The 20,108-nt window shown below is 67.1% G+C and carries 14 protein-coding genes and 1 tRNA gene; 2 read left to right on the top strand and 13 right to left on the bottom strand.

All coding sequences use genetic code 11. From position 1 onward, the window contains the following. From QSJ59_RS17930 to QSJ59_RS17880, 11 genes are all read right to left on the bottom strand, one after another. A partial coding sequence (locus QSJ59_RS17930; RefSeq protein WP_432707499.1) for a hypothetical protein occupies positions 1 to 1,956 on the bottom strand: 1,956 nt, incomplete at its 3' end. 160 nt (positions 1,957 to 2,116) lie between these two features. Continuing rightward, on the bottom strand, positions 2,117 to 5,992 hold the full coding sequence (locus tag QSJ59_RS17925; RefSeq protein ID WP_285760762.1) for a DNA-directed RNA polymerase subunit beta': 3,876 nt from the start codon (positions 5,990 to 5,992) through the stop codon (positions 2,117 to 2,119). 31 nt (positions 5,993 to 6,023) lie between these two features. Then, positions 6,024 to 9,491, bottom strand: a complete 3,468-nt coding sequence (rpoB, locus tag QSJ59_RS17920; RefSeq protein WP_285760761.1) for a DNA-directed RNA polymerase subunit beta — start codon at positions 9,489 to 9,491, stop codon at positions 6,024 to 6,026. 692 nt (positions 9,492 to 10,183) lie between these two features. Then, the gene (rplL, locus tag QSJ59_RS17915) at positions 10,184 to 10,567 is read right to left on the bottom strand and encodes a 50S ribosomal protein L7/L12 (protein ID WP_285760760.1); all 384 of its coding nucleotides are present in this window, start codon (positions 10,565 to 10,567) and stop codon (positions 10,184 to 10,186) included. A 138-nt stretch (positions 10,568 to 10,705) separates the two neighbouring features. Beyond that, the gene (rplJ, locus tag QSJ59_RS17910) at positions 10,706 to 11,236 is read right to left on the bottom strand and encodes a 50S ribosomal protein L10 (RefSeq protein ID WP_285760759.1); all 531 of its coding nucleotides are present in this window, start codon (positions 11,234 to 11,236) and stop codon (positions 10,706 to 10,708) included. Positions 11,237 to 11,532: 296 nt separating this feature from the next. Continuing rightward, positions 11,533 to 12,315, bottom strand: coding sequence for an SCO4651 family lipoprotein (locus tag QSJ59_RS17905; protein WP_285760758.1), 783 nt, complete (start codon positions 12,313 to 12,315; stop codon positions 11,533 to 11,535). Between the two features lie 258 nt (positions 12,316 to 12,573). Beyond that, the gene (gene rplA, locus QSJ59_RS17900; RefSeq protein ID WP_285760757.1) at positions 12,574 to 13,257 is read right to left on the bottom strand and encodes a 50S ribosomal protein L1; all 684 of its coding nucleotides are present in this window, start codon (positions 13,255 to 13,257) and stop codon (positions 12,574 to 12,576) included. 83 nt (positions 13,258 to 13,340) lie between these two features. Then, positions 13,341 to 13,769 carry a 50S ribosomal protein L11 gene (gene rplK / locus QSJ59_RS17895; protein ID WP_285760756.1) on the bottom strand — a complete coding sequence of 143 codons (429 nt, stop codon included), beginning with the start codon at positions 13,767 to 13,769 and terminating at the stop codon, positions 13,341 to 13,343. Positions 13,770 to 14,004: 235 nt separating this feature from the next. Then, positions 14,005 to 14,826, bottom strand: a complete 822-nt coding sequence (gene nusG / locus QSJ59_RS17890) for a transcription termination/antitermination protein NusG (RefSeq protein ID WP_285760754.1) — start codon at positions 14,824 to 14,826, stop codon at positions 14,005 to 14,007. Between the two features lie 134 nt (positions 14,827 to 14,960). Then, positions 14,961 to 15,206 carry a preprotein translocase subunit SecE gene (gene secE / locus QSJ59_RS17885; RefSeq protein WP_285760753.1) on the bottom strand — a complete coding sequence of 82 codons (246 nt, stop codon included), beginning with the start codon at positions 15,204 to 15,206 and terminating at the stop codon, positions 14,961 to 14,963. 45 nt (positions 15,207 to 15,251) lie between these two features. Further along, positions 15,252 to 15,324: transfer RNA gene (locus tag QSJ59_RS17880), tRNA-Trp, on the bottom strand. Positions 15,325 to 15,529: 205 nt separating this feature from the next. Here QSJ59_RS17880 and QSJ59_RS17875 point away from each other — a divergent pair. Together QSJ59_RS17875 and QSJ59_RS17870 are read left to right on the top strand one after the other, a co-directional pair. Continuing rightward, on the top strand, positions 15,530 to 16,738 hold the full coding sequence (locus QSJ59_RS17875) for a pyridoxal phosphate-dependent aminotransferase (RefSeq protein WP_285760751.1): 1,209 nt from the start codon (positions 15,530 to 15,532) through the stop codon (positions 16,736 to 16,738). Positions 16,739 to 16,901: 163 nt separating this feature from the next. Continuing rightward, positions 16,902 to 17,945 carry an adenosine deaminase gene (locus QSJ59_RS17870; protein WP_285760750.1) on the top strand — a complete coding sequence of 348 codons (1,044 nt, stop codon included), beginning with the start codon at positions 16,902 to 16,904 and terminating at the stop codon, positions 17,943 to 17,945. Between the two features lie 125 nt (positions 17,946 to 18,070). Here QSJ59_RS17870 and QSJ59_RS17865 read toward each other — a convergent pair whose 3' ends face one another. Both QSJ59_RS17865 and QSJ59_RS17860 read right to left on the bottom strand, forming a co-directional pair. Then, positions 18,071 to 18,676 (bottom strand): TMEM165/GDT1 family protein, encoded by a 606-nt coding sequence (locus QSJ59_RS17865; RefSeq protein WP_285760749.1) that lies wholly within the window; start codon positions 18,674 to 18,676, stop codon positions 18,071 to 18,073. 361 nt (positions 18,677 to 19,037) lie between these two features. Further along, a complete protein-coding gene (locus QSJ59_RS17860; RefSeq protein WP_285760748.1) occupies positions 19,038 to 20,108 on the bottom strand; it encodes a UDP-N-acetylmuramate dehydrogenase in 1,071 nt (356 codons plus the stop codon).

Here is a 20,108-nt window from a genome sequence, read left to right as displayed (position 1 = left end):
ACCCGAGAAATCCTCGTACCGGTCGGAGTCGTACGACGCATCCGTCTCCCGGCCCCCACGGCGCTCGTCAAAACCGAGCTCGTCGTAGGAGTCGGCCCCACGGGCATCACGACGGTCGTCGTACCCGAGCTCATCGCCGTACCCCCGGTCACCACCCGACGCCGAGAAATCCTCGTACCGGTCGGAGTCGTACGACGCATCCGTCTCCCGGCCCCCACGGCGCTCGTCAAAACCGAGCTCGTCGTAGGAGTCGGCCCCACGGGCATCACGACGGTCGTCGTACCCGAGCCCGTCGCCGTACCCCCGGTCACCACCCGACGCCGAGAAATCCTCGTACCGGTCGTAGTCGGAGGCGTCGCCGATCACCGGCATGGCCTGGGTGCCCGCGTCACCGTCGAAGCCGCCGACGCCAGCTTCCGCCTCGCGTTCCCTGGCCCTGGCCTGCGCCTGCTCGTTGGCGATCGCCAGGAGCGGGTCGTCGGTGGCCGCCGGTGTCTCCGGCTCCTCAGAGCGGGACCAGTGGTCGTCACCGGTCAGCGGATCGGCGGTTTCTGCACGACGCCGTTCCCGCTCCTCCCTCTCCCGCTCGGCGACCTCGCGCACGCTGTCGGGCAGCCGCGGGTCGTCCCGGCTGAACGCCCAGGTGTTTCCGCTACCGGTGCCGAGATCGCCGCCGAAATCGCCGCCGGAGGCGAAGGAGCGCTCATCGGAACGCCTGACGGTGTCGGGCTCGTCGTCGAAGGAGTAGTCCGCGGTCCTTTGCCAGCCGCTGTCGGAGTAGTCGTCGTCCCGCCGGGCCCCCGAGGAGTCGTTCTCTTCGTACGCGGACCGTGAGAAGTCCGTCAGCGGGTCCGGCGCGGCAGACCCGCTGACGCCATAGGCGGGGCGAGCCTCGTCCGTGTCCTGGTCGGGCTGTCCCCCACCGGCCGAGGACGACGACGCATCCGGGGAGGTCGCCCAGGGGCGGTCGGTGGCGCCGGTGGCGCTCGACCAGCTGGAGTAACCGCCGCTGGAGTAACCCGCCGCCCCGGCCGGACGGTCCGCACCCGCCGAGGTGTCGGGGATCCGGTAGACGTCGGCGGGTGACGGGGTCCGGGACTCCGGCGCTTCGTCGAAAGCCGGAGCGGCGTCGCCGGACCGGGAACCGGCATCCGGTTCCCGGCTGAACGTGTCGGAAGCCTGGTAGGCGGTCGGCTTGCCCCGTGGCCCGTCGAAGTCGTACTCCGGGGCGGCTGCCCCGGACTCCGTACCGCTCGCACTGTCGGGGGTGTCGAAGAGGAACGTCACTCCCGGATGCGAACCGGTCTCATGCGCCGTTTCGGACTCCTGCGGCTCGGACCGCCGGCCGGGCTCGGAGTCGAACAGATAGGTCGTGCCCTGCACCGAACCGGGTTCGGCGTCCGGATAGAGCTCCTCCGGCCGGTAGGAGGCCGAGGAGAGGTCGTAGGAGGCCTCGTTCCCGGAGGAACCGGCATCCATGGACGGCTGCCCGTCGGCCTCCGGACCCGGGTAGCTGCCGGTGCTCGCCGGCGCGGCGGAGAACGGCGCGCCCGGTCCGCGGGGCGGCAGGTCGAACGGGTAGTCGTCCCGGCTCGACGGCTGCGGTGCGGGGCGGGCGGGCTCCGCCGCCCCGGGCGGGGCTCCGAGGTCGCCCAATGCGGAGGGGTAGGGCTCAGCCATACCCGGTGTGGCCGAGCGCCCCAGGTATCCCAGGCCGGGATAGCCGCCGGAGTCCGGGTACGGCGAAGAGCCGGCCGGACCCGACTGGTCGGTCCCGTCGTCGCGAGCCTCGGAACCGTAGTCCGGCCTCTGCTGCTCGTCCTCGTACGGATCTTGGTAGTCCGCCTGTGTGCGGTAGCGGTCGCCACTCGGTTTGAACCAGGAGCCCGAATCCTCCTTCGGGTACCCCTGCTCTCCGTTGGGCGCCCCGTGGGCCGCTCCCCCGTTTTCGGTCACTGTGTTCGATCTCCCGACCGCGCGTGCGCGCTCAACCGACAGTCCCCCTTATGAGTATGCCCACTGACAAAGACGAACGGCGGTAGTCCCACCCCGTTACGGGGGGTGGACTACCGCCGTCGCCAGGTCAGACAACCACACTCACCGGTTGTCCTTCAGGTCACCTGTTGTAGGGACCGAAATCGTATTCCTCCAGCGGGACGGCCTCGCCGGATCCCTGACCGAAGGTGTACTCGCTGGGCTCCTCGTAGGAGGAGACAGAGTACATCGATGCCTTGGCCTCTTCGGTGGGCTCCACCCGGATGTTGCGGTACTGCGGCATTCCGGTACCGGCCGGGATGAGCTTACCGAGGATCACGTTCTCCTTGAGGCCCAGCAGCGGGTCGCTCTTGCCGTGAATGGCGTTCTCGGTGAGGACCCGGGTGGTCTCCTGGAAGGAGGCCGCGGACAGCCACGACTCGGTGGCCAGCGACGCCTTGGTGATGCCCAGCAGGACGGGACGCGCGGAGGCCGGCTGGCCGCCTTCGGCCACGACCTGACGGTTCATCGCCTCGAACTTGGGACGCTCGACCATCTCACCCGGCAGCAGTGAGGTGTCGCCGGACTCCAGGGTGTTCACCCGCTTGAGCATCTGCCGCACGATGATCTCGATGTGCTTGTCGTGAATCGAGACACCCTGCGACTTGTAGACCTCCTGGACCTCCGACACCAGGTGCTGCTGCACCGCTCGCGGTCCCTGGATGCGCAGGACCTCGTGCGGGTTGATCGCACCCTGGATCAGCTGCTGGCCGACCGTGACGTGGTCGCCCTCCTTGATCAGCAGGCGCGAACGCATCGGCACCGGGTAGGCGATCTCCTCGGAACCGTCGTCCGGGATCAAGATGAGCTTGCGGCTCTTCTCGGTCTCGTCGATGCGGATCCGACCCTCGACCTCGCTGATCGGCGCGACACCCTTGGGGACGCGCGCCTCGAACAGCTCCTGGACACGCGGCAGACCGTGCGTGATGTCCAGACCGGCCGAACCACCCATGTGGAAGGTACGCATGGTCAGCTGGGTACCGGGCTCACCGATCGACTGGGCCGCGATGATGCCGATGGCCTCGCCCACGTCCACCGGCTTGCCGGTGGCCAGGGAGCGACCGTAGCAGGTGGTGCAGACGCCGATCTTGGCCTCGCACACCAGGGAGCTACGTACCCGGACCCGGGTCAGGCCGGCCGCGATGAGATCGTCGATGACGGTCTCAGTGGTGTCGCCCAGTGCGGGTGCCACGACCTTACCGTCTACGACGACGTCTTCGGCCAAAGTGCGTGCGGTACCGGTGTTCTCGACGTTGTGCTTGCGCACGACGGTGCCGTCCGGACGGACCTCGCCGATCTCGTGCCACAGCGAACGGTCGGTGCCGCAGTCGATCTCGCGGACGATGACGTCCTGGGCCACGTCCACCAGACGACGGGTGAGGTACCCGGAGTCGGCGGTGCGCAGCGCAGTGTCGGCAAGGCCCTTTCGCTGCCCGTGCGTGGAGATGAAGTACTCCAGCACCGACAGGCCCTCACGGTAGGAGGACTTGATCGGACGCGGGATGGTCTCACCCTTGGTGTTGGAGACCAGACCACGGATACCGGCGATCTGACGCACCTGCATCGGGTTGCCTCGGGCACCGGAGTTGACCATCATCCAGACCGGGTTGTCGATGGGGAAGTTGTCCTCCATCTCCTTGGCCACCTCGTTGGTGGCCTTGGTCCAGATCTCGGTCAGCTCCTGACGACGCTCGTCGTCGGTGATCAGACCGCGGTCGTACTCCCGCTGGATCTTGTCCGCCTGCTTCTCGTAGGTGTCCAAGATCTGCTGCTTGTTCGGCGGGGCGACGACGTCGCCGATGCCGATGGTCAGCCCGGAACGGGTCGCCCAGTGGTAGCCGGCGTCCTTGAGGGCGTCCAGCGTGGTGGCGACCTGCACCTTGGGGTACTTCTCGGCCAGCTCGGTGACCAGAACCGACAGCTGCTTCTTGCCCATCTGCTGGTTCACGTACGGGTAGTCCAACGGGGTGGTCTCGTTGAACAGGTACCGGCCCAGAGTGGTCTCCAGGATGTACGGCTCGCCCGCCACGTGGTCGTCGGGGAAGGTCCAGCCGCGGGGCGGCGGGGCGTCTCCCTCGATGCGCAGCTTGATCTGGGCCCGAATGTCGAGGGCTCCCAGGTCGTAGGCCATGATCGCCTCGGCCGGCGTACGGAACGCGCGACCCTCGCCCGGCGCACCCTCTTTGTGGGTGGTCAGGTAGTAGAGGCCGATGATCATGTCCTGCGTGGGCATGGTGACCGGCTTGCCGTCGGACGGCTTCAGGATGTTGTTCGTGGCGAGCATCAGGATGCGCGCCTCGGCCTGGGCCTCCGCCGACAGCGGCAGGTGCACCGCCATCTGGTCCCCGTCGAAGTCCGCGTTGAACGCGGTGCACACGAGCGGGTGGATCTGGATGGCCTTGCCCTCGACCAGCTGCGGCTCGAACGCCTGGATACCCAGACGGTGCAGGGTCGGCGCACGGTTGAGCAGCACCGGGTGCTCGGTGATGACCTCTTCGAGGACATCCCAGACCACCGGGCGGGACCGCTCGACCATTCGCTTGGCGCTCTTGATGTTCTGCGCATGGTTCAGGTCGACCAGGCGCTTCATCACGAAGGGCTTGAACAGCTCCAGCGCCATCTGCTTGGGCAGACCACACTGGTGCAGCTTGAGCTGCGGACCGACGACGATCACCGAACGACCGGAGTAGTCCACACGCTTGCCGAGCAGGTTCTGGCGGAACCGGCCCTGCTTGCCCTTGAGCATGTCCGACAGCGACTTGAGCGGTCGGTTGCCCGGTCCGGTGACCGGACGGCCGCGGCGGCCGTTGTCGAACAGGGCGTCGACGGCCTCCTGGAGCATCCGCTTCTCGTTGTTCACGATGATCTCGGGCGCACCGAGGTCCAGCAGACGCTTCAACCGGTTGTTGCGGTTGATGACACGGCGGTACAGGTCGTTCAGGTCGGAGGTGGCGAAACGGCCACCGTCGAGCTGAACCATCGGACGCAGGTCCGGCGGGATCACCGGGACGCAGTCCAGCACCATGCCGTTGGGGCTGTTGCGGGTGTTGAGGAACGCGGACACGACCTTGAGCCGCTTGAGCGCGCGGGCCTTCTTCTGGCCCTTGCCGCTGCGGATGGTCTCGCGCAGCTTCTCGGCCTCGGCATCGAGGTCGAAGTTGGCAAGGCGCTCCTGGATGGCCTGGGCGCCCATCCCACCGCGGAAGTACTTGCCGAAGCGGTCGCGCATGTCGCGGTAGAGCAGCTCGTCGCCTTCGAGGTCCTGGACCTTGAGGTTCTTGAACCGGCTCCACACCTCGTCGAGACGGTCGATCTCCCGCTGGGCGCGGTCGCGGATCTGGCGCATCTCGCGCTCGGCACCCTCGCGCACCTTGCGGCGCGCGTCGCCCTTGGCGCCCTGCTCCTCAAGCTCGGCGAGGTCGGTCTCCAGCTTGCGGTGACGCTCCTCGACCGTGGAGTCGCGACGCTGCTCAAGGTGCTGGCGCTCGACCGAGATCCGCGCTTCCAGCGACTGGAGGTCGCGCTCCCGGGCGTCGGTGTCCACCCACGTGACCATGTAGGCCGCGAAGTAGATGATCTTCTCGAGATCCTTCGGGGCCAGGTCGAGCAGGTACCCCAGGCGGCTGGGTACGCCCTTGAAGTACCAGATGTGGGTCACGGGAGCGGCGAGCTCGATGTGGCCCATGCGCTCACGCCGGACCTTGGCCCGGGTGACCTCCACGCCGCAACGCTCGCAGATGATGCCCTTGAAGCGGACGCGCTTGTACTTACCGCAGTAGCACTCCCAGTCCCGGGTCGGACCGAAGATCTTCTCGCAGAAGAGTCCGTCCTTCTCGGGCTTGAGGGTCCGGTAGTTGATGGTTTCCGGCTTCTTGACCTCACCGTGCGACCACTGACGGATGTCGTCGGCGGTGGCGAGGCCAATGCGCAGCTCGTCGAAGAAGTTGACGTCGAGCACTTAATTCGTCCCCTGCTCTTGGATCGCGGAATTAGACCTCTTCGACGCTGCTCGGCTCACGCCGACCAAGGTCGATACCCAGTTCTTCCGCCGCACGGAAAACGTCCTCATCGCTGTCACGCATCTCGATCGACATGCCGTCACTGGACAGCACCTCCACGTTGAGGCAGAGCGACTGCATCTCCTTGATGAGCACCTTGAAGGACTCGGGGATGCCGGGCTCGGGAATGTTCTCGCCCTTGACGATCGCCTCGTAGACCTTGACCCGGCCCAGGACGTCGTCGGACTTGATGGTGAGCAGTTCCTGGAGCGCGTAGGCGGCGCCGTACGCCTCCAGTGCCCACACCTCCATCTCACCGAAGCGCTGGCCACCGAACTGCGCCTTGCCGCCCAGCGGCTGCTGGGTGATCATCGAGTACGGGCCGGTGGAACGCGCGTGGATCTTGTCGTCCACCAGGTGGTGCAGCTTCAAGAAGTAGGTGTAACCGACCGCGATCGGCTCCTTGAAGGGCTCACCGGTCCGGCCGTCGAACAGTCGGGCCTTGCCGTCCTTGTTGACCAGCTGGACGCCGTCGGCGTTGGGTCGGCTGGACTCCAGCAACCCGCCGATCTCGTCCTCGCGCAGACCGTCGAAGACAGGCGTGGCGACACGGACGCCGGGCTGGACGTCATCCGCGCCGATCGCCCTCATCGCGCGCTTCCACTCCTCGTCGTCCCCCTGGATCTTCCAGCCGCTCTTGGCCAACCAGCCCAGGTGAATCTCGAGGATCTGGCCGACGTTCATCCGGCCGGGCACGCCCAGCGGGTTCAGCACGATGTCGACCGGGGTGCCGTCCTCGAGGAACGGCATGTCCTCCTGCGGGAGGATCTTGGAGATGACGCCCTTGTTGCCGTGACGGCCGGCGAGCTTGTCACCATCGGTGATCTTGCGCTTCTGGGCCACGTACACGCGGACCAGCTCGTTGACGCCGGGGGGGAGCTCGTCGCCCTCCTCGCGGCTGAACACGCGCACGCCGATGACCTTGCCGGACTCGCCGTGGGGCACCTTCAGCGAGGTGTCTCGGACCTCTCGGGCCTTCTCACCGAAGATCGCGCGCAGGAGCCGCTCCTCGGGGGTGAGCTCGGTCTCGCCCTTGGGCGTGACCTTGCCGACCAGGATGTCGCCGTCGACGACCTCGGCACCGATGCGGATGATGCCGCGGTCGTCCAGGTCGGCGAGGACTTCCTCGCTGACGTTGGGGATCTCGCGGGTGATCTCCTCGGGGCCCAGCTTGGTGTCGCGGGCGTCGACCTCGTGCTCCTCGATGTGGATCGAGGAGAGGACGTCGTCCTGGACGATGCGCTGGGAGAGGACGATGGCGTCCTCGTAGTTGTGGCCCTCCCACGACATGTAGGCGACGAGGAGGTTCTTGCCCAGCGACATCTCACCGTTGTCGGTGCAGGGGCCGTCGGCCAGGACCTGCTTGACCTCGACCCGCTGGCCGTCGGCCACGATGGGGCGCTGGTTGAAGCTGGTGCCCTGGTTGGTGCGCTTGAACTTGCCGACCCGGTAGGTCTTGCGCGTGCCGTCGTCGGCCATGACCGTGATGTAGTCGGCGGTGACGTCCTCGACGACCCCCGCCTTCTCCGCCAGGATCACGTCGCCGGCGTCGGTGGCGGCACGGTACTCCATGCCGGTGCCCACGAACGGGGACTCCGCGCGCAGGAGCGGAACCGACTGGCGCTGCATGTTGGAACCCATGAGCGCGCGGTTGGCGTCGTCGTGCTCCAGGAACGGGATCATCGCGGTCGCGACCGACACCATCTGGCGCGGCGAGATGTCCATGTAGTCGACCTCGCCGGCGGCCACTGCCTCGAACTCCCCGCCCTTACGGCGGACCAGCACACGGGCATCGGCGAAGCTGCCGTCGGGAGCGACCGGCGTGTTCGCCTGGGCGATTACGTAGCGGTCCTCCTCGTCGGCGGTGAGGTAGCGGATCTCGTCGGTCAGCCTGCCCTCGGAGATCTTGCGGTACGGGGTCTCGACGAACCCGAAGGAGTTCACCCGGCCGTAGGCGGCGAGCGAGCCGATCAGGCCGATGTTCGGGCCTTCCGGGGTCTCGATCGGGCACATGCGGCCGTAGTGCGACGGGTGGACGTCGCGGACCTCGAAGCCCGCGCGCTCACGGGACAGACCGCCGGGACCGAGCGCGGACAGGCGGCGCTTGTGGGTCAGGCCCGCGAGCGGGTTGGTCTGGTCCATGAACTGCGACAGCTGGCTGGTGCCGAAGAACTCCTTGATGGAGGCGACGACCGGCCGGATGTTGATCAGGGTCTGCGGCGTAATGGCCTCGACGTCCTGGGTGGTCATGCGCTCACGCACGACGCGCTCCATGCGGGCCAGGCCCAGGCGGACCTGGTTCTGGATGAGCTCACCGACGGTGCGCAGGCGGCGGTTGCCGAAGTGGTCGATGTCGTCGACCTCGATCGGGAACGTGCCGTGCGGGCGCTCCAGGGTGTCCTCGCCCGCGTGCAGGCGGACGATGTAGTCGACCGTGGCGACGATGTCGTCCTCGGTCAGCGTCCCCTGGGTGAACTCGGCCTCAAGCCCCAACTTCTTGTTGATCTTGTAGCGGCCGACCTTGGCGAGGTCGTAGCGCTTGGGGTTGAAGTAGAGGTTCTCCAGCAGCGTCTGCGCGGACTCCTTCGTGGGCGGCTCGCCCGGACGGAGCTTGCGGTAGATGTCCAGCAGCGCGTCATCGGTGCCGGCCGTGGGGTCCTTCTCCAGGGTGTTGCGGATCGACTCGTACTGGCCGAAGCGCTCCAGGATCTGGTCCGTGGTCCAGCCCAGCGCCTTGAGCAGGACGGTGACGCCCTGCTTGCGCTTGCGGTCGATGCGGACTCCGACGAAGTCGCGCTTGTCGACCTCGAACTCCAGCCAGGCACCGCGCGACGGGATGACCTTGCACCCGTAGAGGTCCTTGTCCGAGGTCTTGTCGACCTGGCGGTCGAAGTAGACGCCGGGCGAACGGACGAGCTGGGACACGACGACACGCTCGGTGCCGTTGATGATGAAGGTGCCCTTGACGGTCATGAGCGGGAAGTCGCCCATGAACACCGTCTGGCTCTTGATCTCACCGGTGTCGTTGTTGATGAACTCCGCTGTGACGAACATCGGGGCGGAGTAGGTCATGTCCTTGTCCTTGCACTCCTCCTCGGAGTACTTGGGCGGCTCGAACCGGTGATCGCGGAACGACAAGGACATGGTGCCCGAGAAGTCCTCGATGGGACTGATCTCTTCAAAGATCTCTTCGAGGCCGGACTGCTCCGGAACGTCCTTGCGGCCTGCGTTACGGGCCGCTTCAACTCGGGTACGCCATTCCTCGTTGCCGAGCAGCCAGTCGAAGGACTCGGTCTGCAGGGCGAGGAGATTGGGGACCTCGAGTGGTTCCTGAATGCGGGCGAAAGAAACGCGGTTCGGACCAAGGGCGTTAGCGGAGGCGATGCGCGAGGCTGCCAACAGGGGTCCTTCCGAAGGCTTGTGGCGGTTGATGCGCGCGCACGCCGGACGATCCAATGTGTCGAGGACCCACCGAACGGGGCGGCGTCTTCAGCTCTAGAGAACGTGCGATCCAGGCCAATCAACGAAGAAATTGGACACAACGCACGGGCTCTGGCAGAGGATACGTCAAAGGGCAGCGCAAAAGGGCAGTGTAGCTGAATACTACACCGCTGTCCAACATGGCGCCACGTAACTCCTCAAGACACCACGCAGCATCGCTCCAACAGGCGGATCCGTCAAGCCCGAGTCGGCCCCATAGGGGGTTTCCGGCACCGTGAGAGGACCCACAGGCGAAACGAGGTGTGAGCCAGCAGACATAGGGGAATGAACCGGGGTTCACGGTAACAGCAGGGGACGACAGAGATCCGGTCCCCGCCCCGGGCGCCGCGGCCCCTTCACTGCACGACGGCCGCGTGCGACGGCCGCCGACGCCGGACACAACGAGAGCCGTCGGGCCATCCGGGCAAAACGGTCGCACGCACGCCGGTTCAAACGCGTCCAGAGCGGCTCGGAGCGCACCCCGCCCCGTTCAGCCCAGCCGCCCCCGTCTCTTGCCGACAGCGCGTTTCAGCGCTTCGGCGTCGCACCCCGGACACGACAAAGGCGGCCGCCCCGGAGGGGACGGCCGCCCGAACGTCTCTCGGGGGAGACTACTTCAGGGTCACGGTGGCGCCGGCACCCTCGAGGGTGGCCTTGGCCTTCTCCGCGGTCTCCTTGTTGACGCCCTCGAGCAGCGGCTTGGGAGCGTTGTCGACCAGGTCCTTGGCTTCCTTCAGGCCCAGGCTCGTGAGGCCGCGGACCTCCTTGATGACCTGGATCTTCTTGTCGCCGGCGGCCTCGAGAACGACGTCGAACTCGTCCTTCTCCTCCTCGGCGGGGGCAGCAGCGCCACCGGGGGCGGCGGCGACGACGGCGGCCGGGGCGGCGGCGGTGACGTCGAACTTCTCCTCGAAGAGCTTCACGAAGTCCGCGAGCTCCAGCAGGGTCATGTTCTCGAACGCGCCGAGCAGCTCTTCGTTGCTGAGCTTCGCCATGGTTGCGATCTCTCTTTCTCTACCGGTTCCCGCGTCCGTTGACGAGGGACCGAAATGTGAACGGCGGCGCGTGGCGCGCCAACCAGGTACTCATGTCGCGCGGGCTTCGGCACGCCAAGGGCGGCCGAGGCGATCGCGCTACTCGGACTCCGACTCGGCGCGCTTGTCGGCCAGGGCCTGGGCAAGACGCACGGTCTTGGACGGCAGCGCCTGGAACAGGGCCGCGGCCTGGCCCTGCTTGCCCTTGAGGGCACCGGCAAGCTTCGAGAGGAGCACCTCGCGGGACTCAAGGTCGGCCAGCCTGGTGATCTGCTCGGGGCTCATCGGCTTACCGTCGATGACACCGCCCTTGATCACCAGGGGCGAGTTCGCCTTGGAGAAGTCACGCAGACCCTTGGCGGCCTCAACGACGTCGCCCTTGACGAAGGCGATGGCGGAGGGACCCTGGAACAGGTCGAGGACCTGCTCGTCCAGACCGGCCTCAGTGGCGGCGATCTTGGTCAGCGTGTTCTTCACAACGCGGAAACGCGTGTTCTGGCCGAGGCTGTTGCGCAGTTCGGTGACCTGCGCAACAGTGAGCCCACGGTATTCGGTCAGCACGGCGCCGTTGGAGCTCTCGAATTCTTCCTTGAGCTCGGCGACCGCGGCTGCCTTATCCGGCCTCGCCATGGGACTCCTTCCAACTGTGAACACCGATTTCAAGGCCGCAGTCCGGGCGAGCACCCGAGAGAAGCAGAAATGCCCCGGCGCAGGCGCACGGGGCATCGAGAATCATGGGCATGCGAAGGCACGCGGGAATCCAACGCTCACAGCAACCTACGCAGGCGCCCCACAACAGACTGGGACCTTAGGTCACCCGACGGGTGACGACCGGCGGTCTTCGGCAGATACCAATGGTAGGCGATGTTTCCCCGTGCGTCGAACCGGGCAGGGGACGTCCCCTCGCCCGGCCGGCACGCTCCGGGTCAGCCGCCCAGGAGGGAGCCCCCGTCGGTGATCTGGTCCTCGGACGGCAACTCGATGGTGATGTCGCCGTTGAACTCCAGGTACTCCACTGTCATGGACGACTGCCCCATGTCGGTGACGATCCGGCGGGGCAGGTCGTCACCGTCCACCCAAAGGGTGAAGGGGATCTCGGTGAGGCCGGCGTCGGCGTACTCCTGCTCGGTCGCGGCCCGCACGTCCTCGGGGAGCGTCTCGATCGCGCTGGAGACCGGCAGGGTGCCGGCGAACTTGGTGGTGGCCACGCCGTTGACCTCCTCCTGCCCTTCCTCCGAGAGGTCCGCGGCCTCCTGGAGCTTGGCGACCTGGGCCCCGGGGTCGACGGCCTCACTGACGTCGACACCGAGTTCGCCGACGTCGGAAAGGCTGGTGCGGGTCCATCCGGATCCCATGTCCATCAGCACTTCGTCGCCGTGGATGATGGTGACGATCTCCATCCCCATCAGGTCCGACTTCGCCTCGTAGACGGGCTCCGGGGAGGCGGTGTAACGGATCTCCTGCTCAAGGGCGACCTCCTGCTCCCCGGCCTCCCCTCCCTGGATACTGCTCACCGCCCGGAAGCTGGTGACCTCCTCGGTGGAACCGACGAGCTTCTGGAGGATGTCCAGCCCGCCCGAACCGGTGTCGGCGGACTCTTCTACGGGGGACGCCGGGGCTTCGGTCGGCGTGTCCCCGGCGCCACCACAGGCGGCCAGCATCAGGACCGTGCTTCCCGCAACGACTGCGGTGCCGAATGTACGCAACATGTGGATCGTTTCTCCAGATCGGGTCACGGCCACCGGTGCGGCCGAGGAAGATGAACATACCGATCGAAAACGACATTTACGGTCTCGCTGAGCTGGCAGAACCGACCTGGCGGCAACCTTGCCGCTTGCGGCCGACATCTGGCCGGGTGACGCCACCTGGGCGAATACTCCCAGGACACACGAAAAGGGGCGCCCCGGCGCCGGGCCCGAAAGGGCCTGCTCAGCGTCGGGGCGCCCCGTGCGCAGGGCGCGGACCGCTTAGGCGGTTGCGTCCAGCGGGATGCCGGGGGCCATGGTGGTGCTCATGGTCGCCTTGCGGATGTAACGGCCCTTGGCCGCGGAGGGCTTGAGACGCTGCACCTCGTCGATCGCGGCGGCGTAGTTCTCGGCGAGCTTGACGTCGTCGAAGGATGCCTTGCCGATGATGAAGTGCAGGTTGCCGTGCCGGTCGGCACGGAACTCGATCTTGCCGCCCTTGATGTCGGTGACGGCCTTGGCGACATCAGGGGTGACGGTGCCGGTCTTGGGGTTGGGCATGAGGCCACGGGGGCCGAGCACGCGGCCCAGGCGGCCGACCTTGCCCATGAGGTCCGGGGTCGCCACAACGGCGTCGAAGTCGAGGAAACCCTTCTGGATCTCCTCGACGAGGTCGTCGTCGCCGACGAAGTCGGCGCCGGCGGCCCGCGCCTGCTCGGCACGCTCACCCGTGGCGAAGACCAGGACCCGGGCGGTCTTGCCGGTGCCGTGCGGCAGGTTCACGGTGCCGCGCACCATCTGGTCGGCCTTGCGGGGGTCGATGCCCAGACGCATGGCGACCTCGACGGTGGCGTCGAACTTGACGACGAGGTTCTCCTTGGCCAGCTTCACGGCCTCGACCGGCGTGTACAGCCGGTCGGTGTCGATGTTCTCAGCCGCTTTGCGGTAGCTCTTGCTGCGCTTCACGAAAAACTCCAGATTTCAGAGGCGTGTGGTCCGGGCCAGCGCTTGGCCCTGCCACGAAAAACAGAGGGGGTGGCGCCAGTGCGCTACTTGACCTCGATGCCCATGGAACGGGCGGTGCCGGCGACGATCTTCTCCGCGGCGTCGATGTTGTCGGTGTTGAGGTCGGGCAGCTTGGTCTGCGCGATCTCACGCACCTGGTCCCGGGTGATGGAACCGGCGGTGCTGCGGCTGGGGTCCGGCGCACCCTTGTCGAGGCCGGCGGCCTTGAGGATGAGCTTGGGAGCCGGCGGCGTCTTGGTGACGAAGGTGAAGGAGCGGTCCTCGAAGATGGAGATCTCGACGGGGATGACGCTGCCGCGCTGGGCTTCGGTAGCAGCGTTGTACTGCTTGCAGAAGTCCATGATGTTGACGCCGTGCGGACCGAGAGCGGTACCGACGGGCGGCGCCGGGGTGGCCTGGCCAGCGGGAAGCTGAACCTTGACCAGCGCGGCCAGTTTCTTCTTCGGAGGCATGATTCGGGTCCTTTGCCTGATTTGCGAATTGCGGTGGTCCCGGGCCCGCAGGCGCGCAGGGGGTGCAGCCGTGGCCCCACCCTGAACAAGGGACGAGCCCTTGGACGTCTCCCTGCGCGGATTCGGGAGTGCGCGCGACCGCCGGGACCCGTGCGGACCGCGCGAAAGCCCCGCCGGAGCGGGGCGCGATGGGCCCGCCCGATCAAGGGCGGACCCACCAAGTCTAGATCATGCGTCAGATCTTGGAGACCTGGTTGAACGCAAGCTCCACGGGGGTCTCGCGGCCGAAGATCGACACCAACACCTTGAGCTTCTGGGTGTCGGGGTTGATCTCGCTGACCGTGGCGGGCAGCGTGGCGAAGGGGCCTTCCATGACGGTGACGGACTCGCCGACCTCGTAGGCCACGTCGGAACGGGTCTCCGACTCCTTCTTCTTGGCCTGCTCCGGGGTCTCCTCGGGCTCGGGCGCGAGGAGGTCGGCGACCTCCTGGACGCTCAGCGGCGCCGGGCGGTTGGACAGGCCGACGAATCCGGTGACGCCGGGGGTGTTGCGCACCGCGGCCCAGGACTCGTCGGTGAGGTCCATGCGCACGAGCACGTAGCCGGGCAGCACCTTCTCGGTAACCAGTTGCCGCTTGCCGCTCTTGACCTCGGTGACCTCCTGCGTGGGCACCTCGACCTGGAAGATGTACTCCTCCATGTTGAGCGACTGGGTACGGCTCTCGACGTTGGCCTTCACCCGGTTCTCGTAGCCCGCGTAGGTGTGGACGACGTACCAGTCTCCGGGCAGGAGCCGGAGCTCGATCTTGAACTCCTCGACGGGGTCGAGCTTGGGCAGCTCGACCTCGGTGATCTCGCCTTCGGAGTCGGTGTCGTCACCGGACTCGGACTCGGTTTCGTCGCCGGACTGGGCGTCGGTCTCCTCGGCCGCGACCGCGTCGGCAGCCTCAGCCTCAGCAGCTTCCGCCTGCTCGGCACGCGGACCGGTCTCTTCCGCCGACGACTGATCCCGCTCCTCGTTGGGGAAGCCGTCAGCTGTCAGTGGGGACTCGGACACGGCTGCTCTTTCTCTCGTCGGATAGGCGCTGGCGCGACTGGCCCGAAAGCACAAGAGGCCAGCACTGCCAGCTTATGGTCTCACCAGAGACGATGGGACCAAACTGGCCGTGCCGGCCCGAAGATGCTGATGGATCAGCCGGAGACGACCGTCCCGTAGAACCAGGTGACGGCTTCACCGAAACCAAAGTCCAGGAGGGCGATGTAGCCGACCATCACGAGGACGAAGATGATCACCACGACGGTGTAGGTGACCAGCTCGCGCCGGGTTGGCCAGCGAACCTTGCGCAGCTCGGCGACGACCTGCTTGGTGAACGTCACCGGACCGGTACGACGCTTGCGCTCCTTCTCGGGCTTGGCGTCCGCGTCAGTCTGTGTCACCTGAGGTCCTTAGGGATTGCCGGATGCTCTTCTCAGAGTGCCTTGCAGGGCAGGAGGGACTCGAACCCCCAACCGCCGGTTTTGGAGACCGGTGCTCTACCAATTGAGCCACTGCCCTTGGGTCGTGCGGGTAACACGATAGCTGCTATCGGAGGCGTTCGCTCGTCAATAGAACGAACTTCCGGGCCGCAACCATCCCATCGGTTGCCAGATTCTATGCCCAATCCGGTTCCGGAACCAACCCGGAGGTCCGATCCGGACGCCGACAAGCGGTCCTCACCCCTTGTCGTACGCACTGAGCCGGCACGTGAAAACATGGGGCCATGACTGAGCGACCCCGTATCTCCGCACGTATCGGCGGCATCTCCGAGTCCGCGACCCTCGCGGTGGACGCGAAGGCCAAGGCCATGAAGGCCGCAGGCCGTCCCGTGATCGGCTTCGGGGCCGGGGAACCCGACTTCCCCACCCCGGACTACATCGTCGAGGCGGCGGCCAAGGCCTGCCACGACCCTCGCTTCCACCGCTACACCCCGGCCGGCGGCCTGCCCGAGCTGAAGGAGGCGATCGCCGCCAAGACGCTGCGGGACTCCGGCTACCAGGTGGACCCGAGCCAGGTACTGGTCACCAACGGTGGCAAGCAGGCCATCTACGAGGCGTTCGCGACCCTGCTGGACCCGGGGGACGAGGTCATCGTCATCGCCCCGTACTGGACCACCTACCCCGAATCGATCAAGCTCGCGGGCGGCGTCCCGGTCTACGTGGTCACCGACGAGTCCACCGGCTACCTGGCCGGCGTGGAGCAGTTGGAGGCGGCACGCACCGCGCGCACCAAGGTCCTGTTGTTCGTCTCCCCCTCCAACCCCACCGGAGCGGTGAGCACTCCGGCCCAGGTGCGCGAGATCGGCCAGTGGGCCGCGGCCAACGGCCTGTGGGTCCTCACCGACGAGATCTACGAGCACCTGGTCTACGGTGACGCCCGGTTCTCCTCGCTGCCCGTCGAGGTGCCCGAGCTGGCGGACCGCACCGTGATCGTCAACGGAGTGGCCAAGACGTATGCGATGACCGGCTGGCGGGTCGGATGGGTGATCGGCCCCAAGGACGTGGTGAAGGCGGCCGGCAACCTCCAGTCGCACGCCACCTCCAACGTCGCCAACGTCTCCCAGGCCGCCGCGCTTGCCGCCGTCTCCGGCGACCTCGCGGCCGTGGACGAAATGAAGGTGGCCTTCGACCGCCGCCGTCAGACCGTCGTCCGGATGCTCAACGAGATCCCCGGCGTCCTCTGCCCCGAACCGCAGGGCGCGTTCTACGCCTACCCCTCCGTCAAGGAGGTCCTCGGCAAGGAGATCCGCGGACAGCGTCCCCGGTCCTCCGCCGAGTTGGCCGGGTTGATCCTGGAGCAGGCCGAGGTAGCCGTCGTCCCGGGTGAGGCGTTCGGCACTCCCGGGTACCTGCGCCTGTCCTACGCCCTGAGCGACGCCGACCTCACCGAAGGCGTGGGCCGGATCGCCAAGCTGCTGGCCGAGGCACACTAGAGCGCACCGCACCAAGCCGCGGAGGGGGCGCTTCCATTATTACGGGGGCGCCCCTCGTGCGATGCTCCTGGACCACCGGTCCCGCCCGCGTACGCGATCGCCCCGCCCGGCTCGCCCCGGTCTTCTGGCAACGCGCGGGTTCGGGATACGGCACCCTTGGTTCATGGAGACACCGGTCAATACCCGTCCTTTGGAGCGGTTGCCCAAGACGCACCTGCACCTGCACTTCACCGGTTCGATGCGGCACTCCACCCTGGTGGAACTGGCCCGGGAACGCGGCGTGCACCTCCCCCAGGCGCTCGTCGAGGAGTGGCCCCCGAAACTGCGCGCCACCGACGAACGAGGCTGGTTCCGCTTCCAGCGCCTCTACGACATCGCCCGCTCGGTCCTGAAGACCTCCGACGACCTGTACCGGTTGGTGCTGGAGGCGGCCGAGGACGAGCGGGCCGCGGGCTCGGGCTGGCTGGAGATCCAGGTCGACCCCAGCGGTTACGCGTCCCGCTTCGACGGGCTCACCTCGACGCTGGAGCTGATGCTGGACGCCGCCCGGGTCGCCGAACGCGAGACCGGCGTGGGCGTGGGCCTGGTGGTGGCCGCCAACCGGACCAAGCACCCGATGGACGCAAAGGCACTGGCCCGTCTTGCCGCACAGTACGCGGGACGCGGCGTGGTCGGCTTCGGTCTCAACAACGACGAGCGCCGGGGCCGGGCCCTCGAATTCGAGGGAGCCTTTCGGATCGCTCGACGGGCCGGCCTGCTGTCGGTGCCCCACGGTGGGGAGCTGTCGGGCGCGCGCAGCGTGCGCGAGTGCCTGGACACCCTGGACGCCGACCGGGTCGGGCACGGCGTGCGCGCGGTCGAGGATCCTTACCTGATCGAGCGGATCGCCACCCAGGAGGTGACTCTGGAGGTGTGCCCGAGCTCCAACGTGAGCCTGGGCGTGGTCGAGGACGTCGCACACATCCCCTTGCGCCGCCTCTTCTCCGCCGGAGCACCGATCGCACTGGGCACCGACGATCCGTTGCTGTTCGGACCGCGCCTGGTGGAGCAGTACGCGATCGCCAGAGAGGTGTTCGGCTTCTCCGATCCGGAACTGGCGGAGCTCGCCCGAATGTCGGTCCGCGGCTCGGCCGCACCCGACAGCCTCAAAAAGGAACTCCTGGCGGGCGTGGACGCCTGGCTGGCCGTCCCACCGCCGAGTGTCTGAGCGGGTGGACCGGGTCCGTACAGGAGAACAGCGCGGCACCGGAGCCGCCCCCGCGCTCCGGGCTCCGGACTCCGGTGCCGCGATCGATCCAGCGCCTCGGACGAAACGGTGCCACTGCCTGCGGATCAGGCCAGCAGCATGGCCAGTCCCTGCCAGGTCATGACCGCGCCGGCGATGAAGAACAGCACAGCGGCGCCGATCTGGATGGCGCGCTCCGGCAGTTTCTTGCCCAGGACCGAGCCGATGGCGATGGCGATGCCGTCTGCGGCAACCATTCCGACGGTGGAGCCGATCCAGACCGCGAGCCAGGCGAGTGGCGTTCCCGAATAGTTGGCGCCCACGGTGATGGTGGCGAGCATGGTCTTGTCGCCGAGCTCAGCGAGAAAGAAGACCATCGCGACGGTCAGGAAGGCGGAGCGGTTGCGGCGGCTTGCCGCACGCTCCTCGTCCTTGTCCGTGAGCTCGTCGCCGCGCAGGGTCCAAAAACCGAAGAAGAGGAAGGCCAGTCCGGCGATGAGGGTGACCCAGTCGGTGGGGATGGCCAGGCCCAGGACCTCTGCGGCCAGCACGCTGACGCCGTGGACGGCGACCGTGGCAGCGGTGATCCCGAGGAGCACCGTCAGCGCGCGGTAGCGGCTGGCGAGCGACATCGCCACCAATTGCGTCTTGTCGCCCATTTCGGCGATAAAGATCGCGGCGGTACTCACGCCCAGCGCCGTCAGGAATCCCATGCCAATCTCTGCCCTTCGAATACACGCCGAGCCGAAGCACGAAAAAGGCGAACGCCACGCTTCGGTCCAGCAGTGATGCCAGTCCGAAGGTCTCGTCCGCCTTAAAGGCTCATGCGACCGGGAAGCCCCTCAGGAGCGGCTTTCCAGCGTGTCGATCGCAAGGATTGAGGACTACTCCCCCTCGATGAATTTCAAGAGTAGCAAACAATTGACAAATGGCAATTCATTGGCAAGGCCAGTAGAATTCGCGCCTTTGGCGAATAAAAGAGTTCGGCTTGCCTAATTTATTTTGTCGGCGGCGCTGCGGCCACCGTCCCTGTCCCGGCACTCCCCTTCTCGTCCGTGGGAAGGGGCGGTGGCGCTAGAGGGAGACGCCGACCATGACCGGCTCGTTGACCAGGGTGACGCCGAACGCCTCGCCCACTCCCGCGCGCACCTCGCGTGCCAGTTCCAACAGGTCCGCGGTGGTCGCCCCGCCGGGATTGGTGAGGGCGAGGGTGTGCTTGGTGGAGATGCGGGCCGGTCCGGTGCCGTGTCCCTTGGCGAATCCCGCACGCTCGATCAGCCAGGCCGCGGAAAGCTTGACCCTCCCCTCTCCCGCCGGATAGACGGGGGGCTGCACATCGGGGCCCAGTACCGTGACTGCGCGCTTGGTGAAGTCCGCGAACTCCTCGGTGCTCAGGATCGGGTTCGTGAAGAAGGAGCCCGCGCTATGGCTGTCGGGGTCGGCGGGGTCCACGACCATCCCCTTGCTGCGGCGCAGCTGCAGCACCGCGGGGGGCACGGTGGCGAGGGGGACTCGCTCGCCGGTCTCCACCCCCAGGAACCTGGCCAGCTCGGCGTAGCGGATCGGCGTGCTCAGGTCGGAGCGCGTCAGTTCGAAGACGACTTCGCACACCACGTAGCGGGAATGGCCCTTGAAGGCGCTGTCCCGGTAGGTGAACCCGCATTCGTCGTTGTCCATGGCCCGCATACGGCCCGATTCCCGGTCGTAGACGACGACCTCGACGATGCTCTGGCTGACGTCCTGGCCGTAGGCTCCGACATTCTGGATGGGGGTGGAGCCGACCTTTCCCGGGATGCCGCACAGGCATTCGAGGCCGCTGAGCCCGGCACCGGTCTGCTGACGGACGAACGCGTCCCACTCGACCCCGGCATCGACGCGCACCCGCACGGTCGTGCCGTCGTCGGCCACTATTCCCGTCCGGTCGGACTCGACGAGGACCACCGTGCCGCGAACCCCCTCGTCGGAGACGACAAGGTTGCTGCCGCCGCCCAGGATGAGCAACTGCGTACCGGCGCTGTCGGCCTCCCGTACGACCTCGATCAGCCCCGCGGTGTCGGCGGCGGTCCGAAAGACGTCGGCGGGGCCGCCCACCCCAAGGGTGGTGAAAGGCCCGAGCGGCACGTTGTGATCGATAGCAGCGGACAC

This window comes from Nocardiopsis ansamitocini, assembly GCF_030268225.1.
In the GTDB taxonomy this organism is placed as follows: Bacteria; Actinomycetota; Actinomycetes; order Streptosporangiales; family Streptosporangiaceae; genus Nocardiopsis_D; species Nocardiopsis_D ansamitocini.
Note: the sequence above shows the minus strand (reverse complement) of the source record. Positions and strands in the feature narration are given on the sequence as shown.